The sequence below is a fragment of the Stenotrophomonas bentonitica genome (genome assembly GCF_013185915.1).
Lineage (GTDB): Bacteria > Pseudomonadota > Gammaproteobacteria > Xanthomonadales > Xanthomonadaceae > Stenotrophomonas > Stenotrophomonas bentonitica.
This window is the reverse complement of sequence record NZ_JAAZUH010000001.1, coordinates 1,470,486-1,483,885: the sequence shown is the minus strand read 5'-3', so window position 1 is coordinate 1,483,885 and position 13,400 is coordinate 1,470,486. Positions and strand designations below refer to the sequence as shown.

Annotated in this window: 7 protein-coding genes; 3 read left to right on the top strand and 4 right to left on the bottom strand. The window is 67.4% G+C overall.

Annotation, left to right across the window (positions count from 1 at the left end; all coding sequences use genetic code 11):
• Positions 1 to 9 precede the first annotated feature (9 nt).
• Both HGB51_RS06555 and HGB51_RS06550 read left to right on the top strand, forming a co-directional pair.
• A complete protein-coding gene (locus HGB51_RS06555; protein ID WP_070208752.1) occupies positions 10 to 1,731 on the top strand; it encodes a thiamine pyrophosphate-dependent enzyme in 1,722 nt (573 codons plus the stop codon).
• A 151-nt stretch (positions 1,732 to 1,882) separates the two neighbouring features.
• On the top strand, positions 1,883 to 3,484 hold the full coding sequence (locus tag HGB51_RS06550) for a SulP family inorganic anion transporter (RefSeq protein ID WP_070208753.1): 1,602 nt from the start codon (positions 1,883 to 1,885) through the stop codon (positions 3,482 to 3,484).
• A gap of 115 nt (positions 3,485 to 3,599) precedes the next feature.
• On the opposite strand, the gene HGB51_RS06545 is transcribed toward HGB51_RS06550, so the two are convergent.
• Positions 3,600 to 4,310, bottom strand: coding sequence for a glutathione S-transferase (locus HGB51_RS06545; protein ID WP_070208754.1), 711 nt, complete (start codon positions 4,308 to 4,310; stop codon positions 3,600 to 3,602).
• Between the two features lie 164 nt (positions 4,311 to 4,474).
• On the opposite strand from HGB51_RS06545, the gene clpB reads away from it, so the two are divergent.
• Entirely contained in the window at positions 4,475 to 7,060 is a 2,586-nt protein-coding gene (clpB, locus tag HGB51_RS06540) for an ATP-dependent chaperone ClpB (RefSeq protein ID WP_070208755.1), read from the top strand.
• A 52-nt stretch (positions 7,061 to 7,112) separates the two neighbouring features.
• On the opposite strand, the gene HGB51_RS06535 is transcribed toward clpB, so the two are convergent.
• From HGB51_RS06535 to ybaL, 3 genes are all read right to left on the bottom strand, one after another.
• Positions 7,113 to 9,581 (bottom strand): M13 family metallopeptidase, encoded by a 2,469-nt coding sequence (locus tag HGB51_RS06535; RefSeq protein ID WP_070208756.1) that lies wholly within the window; start codon positions 9,579 to 9,581, stop codon positions 7,113 to 7,115.
• Between the two features lie 90 nt (positions 9,582 to 9,671).
• Positions 9,672 to 11,555 (bottom strand): M28 family metallopeptidase, encoded by a 1,884-nt coding sequence (locus tag HGB51_RS06530; RefSeq protein ID WP_171966761.1) that lies wholly within the window; start codon positions 11,553 to 11,555, stop codon positions 9,672 to 9,674.
• A 97-nt stretch (positions 11,556 to 11,652) separates the two neighbouring features.
• The gene (ybaL, locus tag HGB51_RS06525) at positions 11,653 to 13,353 is read right to left on the bottom strand and encodes a YbaL family putative K(+) efflux transporter (RefSeq protein ID WP_070207007.1); all 1,701 of its coding nucleotides are present in this window, start codon (positions 13,351 to 13,353) and stop codon (positions 11,653 to 11,655) included.
• Positions 13,354 to 13,400: the final 47 nt, after the last annotated feature.

Here is a 13,400-nt window from a genome sequence, read left to right as displayed (position 1 = left end):
AGTGCCGTCATGAGCAAGCGCGTTGCCGACATCGTCGTCGATACCCTCCAGGCTGCCGGTGTGCGGCATTGCTACGGCATCGTCGGGGACACCCTCAACCATGTCACCGATGCGATCCATCGCAGTGACATCGACTGGGTGCACGTGCGCCATGAAGAGGCAGCAGCGTTCGCGGCCGGCGCCGATTCGCTGATCAGCGGCCAGCTCACCGCCTGCGCTGGCTCCTGTGGCCCGGGCGGCCTGCACTTCATCAACGGCGTGTTCGACGCCAACCGCAACCGCGCGCCGATGGTGCTGATCGCCAGCCAAGTGGTCACCGCCGAGCTGGGCATGGAGTTCCCGCAGGAAGTGGATTTCAAGGCGGTGTACGCCAGCTGCAGCGTGTTCTGCGAGCAGGTCTACAGCCCGGAACAGGCGCGCCGCGTGGTGGCGCTGGCCTGCCAGGCGGCGATCAGCCGGCGCGGGGTGGCGGTGGTGATCCTGCCGGCCGACATCAGCGAAGCCGAGGTCAAGGACGACCGTCCGTTCGCCGTGCATTACGCGCAGCCGGTGCTGCGCCCAAACGATGACGAGCTGCAGAAGATCGTGGCGCTGATCGGCGAGGGCAAGCGCATCGGCATCTACGCCGGGGCAGGCTGCGAACACGCGCATGACGCGCTGGTGGCGCTCGGTGCGCGGTTGAAGGCGCCGATCGCGCACACCTCGCGCGCCAAGGATTTCGTAGAGCACGACAACCCGTACAACATGGGCATGACCGGCATCTTCGGCATCGAGTCGGGCTACCACACGCTGATGGCCTGCGACACGCTGCTGCTGCTCGGCGCCGATTTCGCCTGGGGCCAGTACTACCCGGACAAGGCCACGCTGATCCAGGTCGACCGCGACGGCAGCCACCTCGGTCGCCGTCATCCGGTGCAGCTGGGCGTGGTGGGCGATATCGGGCCCACGCTGGAGGCGCTGCTGCCGCTGTTGCCCGAGCGCCATGACCGCACGTTCCTGGACGAGTGCATCGGCCATCGCGACACGGCGCTGGAAACCCGTGCCAAGGAGGAGGAACCCGGCGAAGGGACGTTGATCCACCCACAGCACCTGACCGCGCTGCTGGACCGGCATGCCGACGAGGACGCGCTGTTCACCGCCGACTGCGGCTCGCCGATGGTGTGGGTGCTGCGCCACATCCGCAGCAACGGGCGCCGCCGCACGCTGACCAGCCTGCTGCACGGCACGATGGCCAATTCGCTGCCGCAGGCGCTGGGCCTGCAGAAGGCCTACCCGGGGCGGCAGGTGATCTCGATGTCCGGCGACGGCGGGCTTGCGATGCTGCTGGGTGAGCTGTTGACGGCGGTGCAGGAGAACCTGCCGGTGAAGGTGGTGGTCTACAACAACAGCTCGCTGAACTTCGTGGAGCTGGAGCAGAAGGTGCAGGGCCTGCTGGACAACTACACCGACCTGAAGAACCCCGACTTCGGCCGCCTGGCCGAGGTGGTCGGGTTCTACGGCCGAACCGTGACCCGCAGCGAAGACCTGGAGCAGGCCGTGCAGGACGTGCTGGCCCACCCCGGCCCGGCGCTGCTGGACGTGCACACCAGCCCAACCGAGCTGGTGATGCCACCGCAGGTGGAGGCCAAGCAGGTGGCGGGAACGGCCCTGTATGCGGCCAAGGCGCTGCTGCACGGGCGGGTGGGGGAGGTCAGGGACTTGTTGGCGAACAATTTTTTGAACAAGCCCTGATGCGTAGTGCCGGCCGCCGGCCGGCTCCAGGCGGTGATGGGTTCATGCAGAGCCGGCCGGCGGCCGGCACTACGGCGTTCTACCGGTGATCTGTCATCTGGGCCCCTCTGGCCCTACCATCGGGTACCCCCCATACCCGTGCCCCCACCGCATGCCTTCTTCCCCCGGCGTTTCCGCACGCCCCCGCTGGTTCGTTGCCGGCGATCTCAACGGCTTCTTCGGCCTGGTGGTCGACAACCTGTCGATCCTGGGCTTCATCGCGATGGCGCTGGTGGGCATCTTCCAGTTCCCGGCCGACGTGGTGTTCGGCCGCATGTTCCCGGGTACCGCCTTCGGCGTGCTGGTCGGCAACGTGCTCTACACCTGGATGGCGCGGCGGCTGGCCGCACGCACCGGGCGCGATGATGTAACGGCCATGCCGCTCGGGCTGGACGCGCCGACCAGCATCGGCATGGCGCTGCTGGTGCTGGGCCCGGCCTTCATCGCCTTCAAGGCGCAGGGACTGGCGCCGCACGACGCGGCCATCGCCACCTGGCAGCTGGGCATGGCCTCGCTGGTGATCATGGGCGTGCTCAAGGTCATCCTCTCGTTCTTCGGCGAAGCGGTCACCCGCGCGCTGCCGCGTGCCTCGCTGCTGGGCTCCATCGCCGGCATCGCGATCGTGCTGATGGGCTTCCTGCCGCTGCTGGAAACGCTGCGCTCGCCGGTGGCCGGCTTCGTCACCCTGGGCCTGCTGCTGTACGTGCTGGTGGCCAAGCGCAAGCTGCCGATCCGCGCACCCGGCGTGCTGGTGGCATTCGTGTTCGGCACGGTCCTGTACTACGGGCTCGGCCTGGCTGGGCTGGGCGCGCCGGGCTTCAAGGTGCCGGAATGGACCCCGCCGCAGGTGGTGCTGCCGTGGCCGACGCTGGGCTTCATCGACGGCCTGCCGACCGCGTTGACCTACCTGCCGCTGCTGCTGCCGTTCGGCCTGCTGATGGTGGTGGGCGGGATCAACGTCTCCGAAAGCGCACGCGCGGCCGGCGACGACTACCGCACCCGCGACATCCTGCTGGTGGAAGCGGTGGCCACGCTGGTGGCCGGGCTGTGCGGCGGCGTGGCCCAGACCACGCCGTACATCGGCCAGCCGGCGTACAAGCATATGGGCGCGCGCAGCGGCTACACGCTGCTGACCGGCCTGTTCGTGGGCATCGGCGGCATGCTCGGGGTGATCTCCGGGCTGGTGCAGTGGCTGCCGCTGGCGGTGCTGGCGCCGATCATCGTGTACGTGGCGATCGACATCACCACGCAGGCGTTCCAGGCCACCCCGCGCGAGCATGCCGGCGCGATGGTGCTGGGCTTCCTGCCCTCGGTGGCGTACCTGCTGGCGATCAAGGCGCCGGGCTGGATCGCGCCGGAGCAGCTGGCGGCGATGACCACCACGCTGGATGGCCATGGGCTGCCGGAGCTGGCGGTGATCTTCACCCTGGGCAATGGTTTCATCATCACCTCGATGCTGTGGATCGCAGCGGTGGTGGCGATGATCGACGGGCGGTTGCTGCGCGCCTCGGGCATCCTGCTGGTCGCGGCGGCGCTGACCTTGTTCGGCCTGATCCATTCGGTGGACCCGCGCGGTGGCATCTACCTGGCGTGGCAGCTGGTGGGGCTGCCGAAGCAGATCATGTGGCAGTTCGCGGGCGCGTACGTGGCGTTGGCAGGGTTGTTGGCCCTGCTGTCGCTGCAGAAAGAAAACCGAAACGCCGGCGCCGCATAAAAACCCGCACCGCGACCTGGACCGTAGTGCCGGCCGCCGGCCGGCTCCAGGCGGTGCCCGAGGTCCACGTGTAGCCGGCCGGCGGCCGGCACTACGCGTTGCAGCACGATTCGGGTCATGCGTCGCCATCCAGCTCCGGGTAATGCCGGAAGATGCCGTTGGTGTTGAACGGCAAGCGTCTCTCCGACGCCAGGTAGGCGGCCACGTTCGGCCGCCGCTGCACGCGGTCATGCAGGGCGTGCAGCAGAGGCAGGGTGGGGCGCAGTGCCTGCATCCGGCGCGGGAACATGTAGCCCAGCCCGCTGACCAGCTGGAACAGCGACAGGTCCACATACGAATGCTCGCGCAGCGGGTGCAGGCCGCCGTTGGCCTCCAGCACGCTTTCGAACCAGCCCAGGAACTTCGGCAGGCGTTCTTCCCGCATCGACGCGGCCCGCGCCTTCGCCTCGGCCTTCTGGTCCTCGAAACACTTCGCGGCGGAAATCGGATGATGGGTGTCGTGCACTTCCGCGACCAGGTCGGCGATGGTGAGCTGCAACTGCAGTGCCTGCACACGGCGTGAGGCCGCTTCGGGCACCAGCCCCAGCTCCGGGCCGAGGTGGTCCAGGATCGCCCCCACCTGCGCGATCACCTGCCGGCCGCTGACCAGGAACGGCGGCGCGAACGGGCGCAGCCCCTCGCCCTTGCCGTCCAGGAAGGTCTGCATGACCTCGTCGCCGTGCACGCGCGCCATGTCGGTGTAGGCCGCGCCCGCGTCTTCCAGTGCCAGCCGGATGAACTCGCCCCGGCCCTGGATGCCGGTCCAGTAGTACAGCTCGTAGTGCATGCGCGCCGCTCCTTGAATTGAACCCACAGCGTCGCCATGGCCGTGCCAAGCAGGCGTGATGGGCGGCTGAATACGTTCTCAATCCCCCTTGAAACACACCTGCGTAACCGCATCTGTCAGATAGTGCTGGCCCGGCCAGCGAACACTTGATCGAGGAACTCCCCATGCGGATGGACAAGCTCACCTCGCGTTTCCAGCAGGCGCTGGCAGACGCACAGTCGCTGGCCGTGGGCCGCGACCACAACATCATTGAACCAGTACATCTACTTACCGCGCTGCTCGACCAGCAGGGCGGCAGCACGCGCCCACTGCTGGCCCAGGCCGGCGTCAACGTGCCGGTGCTGCGCGAGCGGCTGACCGAAGCGCTCGATGCGCTGCCGAAGGTGTCCGGCCAGGCCGGCAACCTGTCCATCGGCAATGACCTCAACCGGCTGCTCAACGTCACCGACAAGCTGGCCCAGCAGCATGGCGATGCCTTCATCGCCAGCGAGTGGTTCGTGCTGGCCGCGCTCGAAGATTCCGGCACGCTGGGCATGGCGCTGCGCGCTGCCGGTGCCGACAAGGCCAAGGTCGAGACCGCCATCGACAAGATCCGGGGCGGTGAAAGCGTGCAGTCTGAAAATGCCGAAGAACAGCGCCAGGCGCTGGAGAAGTACACCATCGACCTGACCGCGCGTGCCGAGAGCGGCAAGCTCGACCCGGTGATCGGGCGCGACGAAGAGATCCGCCGCACCATCCAGGTCCTGCAGCGCCGGACCAAGAACAACCCGGTGCTGATCGGCGAACCGGGCGTGGGCAAGACCGCGATCGTGGAAGGCCTGGCCCAGCGCATCATCAACGACGAAGTGCCCGAAGGCCTGCGCGGCAAGCGCGTGCTGTCGCTGGACATGGGCGCGCTGATCGCCGGTGCCAAGTTCCGCGGTGAGTTCGAGGAACGCCTGAAGGGCGTGCTCAACGACCTGGCCAAGAGCGAAGGGCAGATCATCCTGTTCATCGATGAGCTGCACACCATGGTGGGCGCGGGCAAGGCCGACGGCGCGATGGATGCCGGCAACATGCTCAAGCCGGCGCTGGCGCGCGGCGAACTGCATTGCGTGGGCGCCACCACGCTGGACGAGTACCGCAAGTACATCGAGAAGGACGCCGCGCTGGAGCGGCGCTTCCAGAAGGTGTTCGTCGGCGAGCCCAGCGTGGAGGACACCATCGCGATCCTGCGCGGGCTGAAGGAAAAGTATGCGGTGCACCACGGGGTGGAAATCACCGACCCGGCGATCGTCGCTGCGGCCACCTTGTCGCATCGCTACATTGCCGACCGCCAGCTGCCGGACAAGGCCATCGACCTGATGGACGAGGCCGCCTCGCGCATCCGCATGGAGATCGACTCCAAGCCGGAAGAACTGGACCGCATGGAACGGCGCCTGATCCAGCTCAAGATCCAGCGCGAAATGCTGAAGAAGGAAAAGGACGACGCCTCGCGGCAGCGCCTGGCCGACCTGGAAACCGACATCGACGCGCTGGAGCGCGAGTTCTCGGATCTGGACGAGATCTGGAAGTCGGAGAAGGCCGCGCTGCAGGGCACCACCAAGATCAAGGAGCAGATCGAGCAGGCCAGGCTGGAACTGGAGGCCGCGCAGCGGCGCCAGGATTTCGGCCGCATGAGCGAGCTGCAGTACGGCCAGCTGCCGCAGCTGGAAAAGCAGCTGCATGCTGCGCAGGAAGCGGAGAACACCGAGTTCAAGCTGGTCCAGGACCGGGTCACCGCCGAAGAAATTGCCGAGGTGGTCTCGCGCTGGACCGGTATTCCGGTCAACCGCATGCTGGAAGGCGAGCGCGACAAGCTGCTGCGCATGGAGGCGATGCTGCACGAACGCGTGGTCGGCCAGGAAGAGGCGATCAAGGTCGTCTCCGATGCGGTGCGGCGTTCGCGTGCCGGCCTGTCCGACCCGAACCGGCCGAGTGGCTCGTTCCTGTTCCTCGGTCCGACCGGCGTGGGCAAGACCGAGCTGTGCAAGGCGCTGGCCGAGTTCCTGTTCGACAGCAGCGACGCGATGATCCGCATCGACATGAGCGAGTTCATGGAGAAGCACAGCGTGGCGCGGCTGATCGGTGCGCCCCCCGGCTATGTGGGCTATGAAGAAGGCGGCTACCTCACAGAGGCGGTGCGTCGCCGTCCGTATTCGCTCATCCTGCTCGATGAAGTCGAGAAGGCGCACACCGATGTGTTCAACATCCTGCTCCAGGTGCTGGACGACGGTCGCCTGACCGACGGCCAGGGCCGCACCGTGGACTTCCGCAACACCGTCATCGTGATGACCTCGAACCTGGGCTCGCACCAGATCCAGGACATGTCCGGCGACGACAGCCCGGAAGCCTATACGCAGATGAAGGCGGCGGTGATGGGCGTGGTGCAGGCGCACTTCCGCCCGGAGTTCATCAACCGGCTGGACGACATCGTGGTTTTCCACCCGCTGGACAAGGTGCAGATTAAGCAGATCGCGCGCATCCAGATGCAGGGCCTGGTGAAGCGGCTGGCCGAGCGTGGGCTGCGCATTGACGTGAGCGATGCGGCGTTCGAGCTGCTGGGCAACGTGGGCTTCGACCCGATCTACGGTGCCCGCCCGCTCAAGCGCGCGGTGCAGTCGCAGCTGGAGAATCCGCTGGCACAGAAGATCCTGTCCGGCGAGTTCGTCGGCGGCGATGCGATCCAAGTGGATGCGGCCGACGGCAAGCTGGTTTTCAGCAAGGGCTGAGTGAGGCTTGTGAAGGGCGCGCGCTGCAGATCCGGCGCGCGCCCTTTGTTGTTTACAGGTAAACCACCCGTTCGCTGTCGCTGCGGGTCATGGCGCTGCCCGGCGGGCATTGGAAGGCGTTGGCGAACGCCGGCATGTTGGACGGGCCGACATTGGCGCGGGCTTGGCCCGGGGCGTGTGGGTCGGTTTCGATGTCCCGCTGGAGGCGCTGGGCCGTGAGCAGGCTGCGGTGCTGCAGGGCCCACGCAAAGAAGTAGCGCTGGTCGCGGCTGAACCCATCGATCATCGGGTCGGTCTGGTTCTGGGTTGAGTGCCGCATCGCATCCAGCGCGAGCTCCAGGCCAATCAGGTCGCCGACGTTTTCTTCTTCGGTCAGTGTGCCATTTGCTCGCAAGCCACCCAGCCACTGTTGATCGAATTGTGCGGCCAGGCGCTCGGACAGGGCGCTGTAGCGCTGATGGTCGGCTGCGCTCCACCAGTCCTGCAGGTCGCCGTCGAGTCCAAAGCGGCTCGCCTGTCCCGTGAATATATGGCCCAGCTCGTGGCCGATCACCGTGCCGATGCCACCGTAGTTGAGCGCGCCCGCCCCCGGCCGGAAGAACGGCGGCTGCAGCAGCCCGGCCGAGAGCATGAGGAAGTGGCTCATGCGGTCGTGGTACCCATCCACCTCCTGTGGGGTCATTCGCAACTGTTCGGTGTCGGTGGGTCCACCGATCATCTCAAGGGCCTTTCTTTGCGTGAACGCGTCAGCACGGCGCAGGTTGGTCAGGAAGTCGCAGGTTTCGGTGCGCAGGCCGGTCCAGTCGGGCCATTGGTCGGCGTGGCCAATTCGCACCTGGAGCGTGTCGGCCCTGCGCAACGCGGCAGCTCGGGTTTCCGGATCCATCCAGGGCACATGCGGCAGGCGGCGTTTCAACGCAGCAACAAGCTCGTCGACCAAGGCGCTGACCTGCGTGCGGGTCTCCGGTGGGAACGCGACGCCTACGTATAGCTCGCCGAGCGCTTCGCCAGCCACCCGCTGGATCGCAGCCAGCACCTGCTTCCAGCGGGGCGGCATCGCGGTCTCACCGGTGAGCGCGGTAACGTGCATCGCGTGGTGGGCGCGCGCAAAGTCGTCGCCCAGGTACGGGCTTGCCGCATCAAGGGTATGGAAGCGCAGGTAGGCTCGCCACGTCGCCGGGTCCACGTCGGTCAAGGCTTCGCCAACTGCCTGGTGGAACCCGGGCGTGGCCAGTGAAAAATGCGGCGGGTTGGTCACGCCCAGCGCCTCGAACAGGCCACTCCAGCGGTAGCCCGGGGTGAGCGCATCGGCGTCTGTGACGTTCAGGGGGTTGTAGTACTGGACCAGGTCGGCATTGAGTTCCTGCCACGGCACCGACGCGTTGGCGAAGCGATGCTCCAGTTCGAGGATGGCATTGGCCTTGCGCTGGGCGTCCACGGGCGTGTCGCCCGCCAGGCGGAGGACGTGGGCTACGTGCGCGCGATACGCCTGCGCGACTGCAGCGTGTTGGTCGGCAAGATAGTAGCTGCGGTCGGGCAGGCCGAGGCCGCGCTGGATCGCATAGGCGATCTGGGTGTCGCGCGCGTCCATGTCCGAGTCCACCAGGATGCTGTACACCGGATTGAGTCCAGCGGCGGTGAGTGCATGCAGGTGCGCTTCAATCGCTACCGGTGTCTGCAGCGCGTCGATCGCGGCGAGTTCCTCGCGCAGCGGCGCAATGCCTTCGGCATTGATGCGGTGCTGGTTCATGCCGGTGGTCCACAGGTCGGCAATGATCTTCTCCACATGCGTGGGCGTGGCCAGACCGGCCGCCTGTTCCGCTACCCGGCGCTGTATCGCCAGCGAACGGTCCTTCAGCATGGCGATCATGTCCCAGCGCGACTGGTCTGCCGGCAGTACGGCGCGCTGGTGCCATAAACCGTTGACGTGGTCGTACAGCGAGGTGCACGGCGACTGGCCGGGGTCGAGGTCGGCAGGAGTGAAACGTATCGGTGCAGGCAGGCCGTCGTCGGTCTCAGTCTGCTGAACCTGCATCTGTGCCTGCGGTTGATGGGGGGTGGCATCGTCGCAGGAGCTGCGCGCTTCCTCTCCACCCCACTGACGCCTTGCTTCCCACCCCAACAAGCCGCCGAGCGCGCCACTGGTCACCGCGACCAGCGCTGCGCCGCCCAGGATCTTGCCGCAATGAGTCGGGCGTAAGAGGCAGCCGACGGCGGCTTTGGTGCCGACCTCCTCCAGTGTCATCGCCTGCGGCACGGCGCTGTATGCTTCGGTGCGAACCGCACTCACGCCGGGCAGCAGCGCAGGCGTCGTCTGCGGCAGCTCCTGCGCCAGGGCAGGCCGCAGCGAGCCGAGCAGCATCATGCCGGTAAACGCGCGCGGCACGTTGTCCAGGCGCAGCAGCGGCGTCGCCCTGCCGAATCGCTGCGCTTTTGCGTGCTGCTGCGCCGGCTGCCAGCCCTTCAGTTTTGCCGCGAAATCGGCCTGGCTGCGGCGGTGGTGGATGGAATCAACGGGCATGCAGTGCCTCCAATGGCAATCGAACGGTGCCTGCGGTGTGCAGGCGTCGTGCGATGGTGGCGGCGCACATGCGCGGCGCCCATAGGAGTTTTACGAAATGGGCGCCGGAGAATGCAGCCAGGCGTCGACGGTGCGTTCGAGCACCTCCAGCGCTTCCATCGCGCGCGCGGTGTCGATCTGGAACAGCTGGTCCCGGCCGTTATGGATGCGCGCCATGCTCGGCGATTCCGGTAGTGCCTTGTATTCCTGCATGGCCCGGTCCATCACGTCCAGCCGCGCATCCATCTCTCGCGTGGCATCGGGATCGAGTGTGCCCTGCAGGTAGTCTTCGAACTGGCTCCAGTCCACCGCCGTGTTGGCCACCCACAGTCGCGCGCGCGCCTGCTGTACGTCGCGTTCGAGTGCGATGTCGCGTTCGTCGGCCAGGTTCATGCCCAATGCGGGTATGCCCTCGCGCTGGAAGGCGATGTGGTCCGACTGCATGGCCCAGCCGCTGCTGTCGAACACCTGCAGCCCGACGTTGGCCGCTGCGTGTTCCAGTTGCTGGCGCAGCTGCGCTTCGGCGGCGCTTACCTCGGCCGCAGGCGGCAGCACGCTGCGCGAGTCGCCATCCATGTACAGGTGGTGGCGGTCCGAGCCGGTCACGGTGATGCCTTCGCCACGCCCGATCATGTCCAGGTTGAGCGCAACATCCGGGCAGGTACCGCGTGCGAGGCATTGCTGCACGAACGCCTTGCTGCCGTAGAGGCCGCGCTCCTCCATGTCGGAGACCATCAATTGCACGCGCATGCCGGGGGGCAGGGGGGTGTCGCGCAGCGTGCGGGCCAGGGCCAGCAGCGCCGCCAGGCTGCTGCCGTTGTCGTTCGCCCCACTTGAACCATCATGGGCGCCGATCATGTCGCCGTGGGCGAGCAGCATCAGCGTCCGCGACGGCGTGCCGGGGCCGCTGAATTCCACCATCAGGTTGCAGCCGATGTAGGGGCGCTCGAAACCAAAGATGTCGCGCGCGGTGCCATTGAACGGCAGCTGCAGCAGGGTGTGGCCGTCGTCTTCGAACAGCGCGCCGAGCGTGTCGAAGCGCGCGTTATTGGCAGCCGTTTCGCGGTCTGTGCCGTTCAACCCGGCATGCGCGTCCAGCGTGGCCCGCGTGATCTGCTCGAGGTCCAGCTGGAAGCGCGCCTGCGCCGGGCTCACCGCAGCGGCCAGCAGGTCGGCGGCCCAGTCCATCCAGTCCAGCGCGGCGGTGAACGGTGCGGCCTCGGCGCCGCTTGGCCAACCGCCCACGCCCTGCGTACCGGGCCGCTGCGCCACACCCAGCGTGGCCATGATCCGATAGCGGTCGGCCGCCGGCAGTTCTTCGAGCATGGCGTGGATGGCCGGCCCGGTACAGGCTGCCGCTTCGGTGCCGCAGTCGGCGACTATCTCCAGCAAGCGGTGCTGGTACTCGGCGGGCAGCAGGTCATACAGCGACTGCGCAAGGCCGTTCGGTGGCGTGGAAGTGGAATCTGCCCGGTCGCAACCTGGTGCAGTGGCCCGCCCGACCAGCAGGCCGGTCGCCGCGCTGCTGATCACGGCCATGGCGGCCACGGTACCGGCCAGCAGCGCCGACCGGCACGCCTGCGGCTTGGCGATGCAGGTGGCCGATGCAACGTTGGCGATGTGTTCCAGTGGCAACGTGGCCGCCGCCAAGGGCTGGCTGGACATCGGCACCGGCTGGTAATCGCACTGTGTCTGCGCTTGGCTCCCCGGCAGCAACGCCGCGCTGGGCGCGCGGGTCGGCAACCCGGTAACGGCGAGCGTGGACGACAGCGCCAGCGCCGACACCAGCCAGTCGCGCCCATTGCGCACGGTCAATGGCGCAGGGCGATTGGGAACGGTGGGCGCCGGCGGAATGCCGCGCGGATGCAGCTGGCGGGCGATGTCGCTGGTGAATCGCCCCTGGACGTGCCGGCTGAGGGGAATGTCGAGCGGCATGGCAACCTCGTCGATGGCAGCGCGCCTGTTTCAGCGCAGGTCCGGCGCAGCATGCATGGCCGCTGCGCCGTTTCCCATCGGACTGGTTGTGGATTGCCTACACCACCGGGATGGTGTTCTTGCCGAGCGTGCGGTACGGCGGGGTGGACATCACCATTTCCGCCAGCGAATACGCCAGTTCGCGCTCGGCCATGACCGTGCCGTCGGCGCCGTGTTCGAGCAGGTGCTTGACCTCGGCGTCGCTGTGCGCGCGCGCCAGCAGCGTCAGCCCGGGGTTGAGCGCGCGCAGCTTGGCCAGCGTTTCACCGGCTTCCAGCGGCTGCGGAATGGCCAGCACCGCGATCTTGGCGCGTTCGGGATGCGCTTCGGCCAGCACCCGGTCGGAGGCGGCGCTGCCGCGGATCGCAGGCAGGCCGGCGGCATGCGCTTCGGCCACGTGTTCCTTGTTGTCGTCGATCACCAGCACCGGCACGCCGCGGTCGCGCAGCACCTGGGCCAGCGCGCTGCCGACCCGGCCGTAGCCGATCACCAGGGCGTGGTCGTGCAGGTCCAGCGAAGGACCGGGCGGCAGGTCGGTTTCCACGGCGGCCGGGGTGGTTTCCTGGTGTTTCAGCAGCCAGCGGTCGAGCAGCCCGAACACCAGCGGATTGAGCATGATCGAGATCAGCGCGCCGGCCAGTACCAGCGCCTGGCCGGTCGGCGGCAGGATTTTCAGGCTGACGCCGAGCCCGGCGATGATGAAGGCGAATTCGCCGATCTGCGCCAGGCTGGCCGAAATGGTCAGGGCGGTACCGGTGGGGTGGCCGAACGCGCGCACGATGAAGAACGCCGCTGCGGACTTGCCGAACATGATGATCGCGGCGGTGGCCAGCACCTGCCACGGGTGTTCGATCAGGATCGCCGGGTTGAACAGCATGCCGACCGAGACGAAGAACAGCACCGCGAACGCGTCGCGCAGCGGCAGCGAGTCGTTGGCGGCCTTGTGGCTGAGTTCGGATTCGTTGAGCAGCATGCCGGCGAAGAATGCGCCGAGCGCGAACGACACGCCGAACAGCATGGCCGAGCCAAATGCCACGCCCAGCGCGATGGCCAGCACCGAGAGCGTGAACAGCTCGCGCGAGCCGGTGCCGGCAATGCGCTCGAGGATCCACGGAATCACCCGGCGCCCGACCACCAGCATTACCGCCACGAACAGGCCCAGCTGCACGAAGGTCCAGCCGATGCTGGCCAGCACGCTGCCGACGGTATGGGTTTCGTTGGCCGCGTCCGGGCCGAACACGCCGGCCAGCACCGGCATCATCACCAGGGCCAGTACGCAGGCCAGGTCTTCCACGATCAGCCAGCCGACCGCGATCTTGCCGCGCTGGGTTTCCAGCAGGCGGCGTTCTTCCATCGCGCGCAGCAGCACCACGGTACTGGCGGTGGCCAGCGAGAAACCGAACACCACGCCGTGGATCACCGGCCAGCCCATCAGCCAGGCCAGGCCCCAGCCGAGCAGGGTGGCGACCAGGATCTGGCCGATGGCGCCGGGAATGGCGATCGCCTTGACCGCCATCAGGTCTTTCAGCGAGAAGTGCAGGCCGACCCCGAACATCAGCAGCATCACGCCGATTTCGGCCAGCTGGTTGGCCAGCGCCTGGTCGGCGACGAAGCCGGGGGTGAACGGGCCTACACAGATGCCAGCAACCAGGTAACCGACCAGCGGAGACAAACGCAGCTTGTTGGCCAGCGCACCCAGGATGAAGGCGAGCCCAAGGCCAACGGCCACGATGTTGATCAGGTCGGTGTCATGGTGCATCGGCGCTCGCAAAACTGGGGGATGCACCGATTTTCACCGATGCGGCC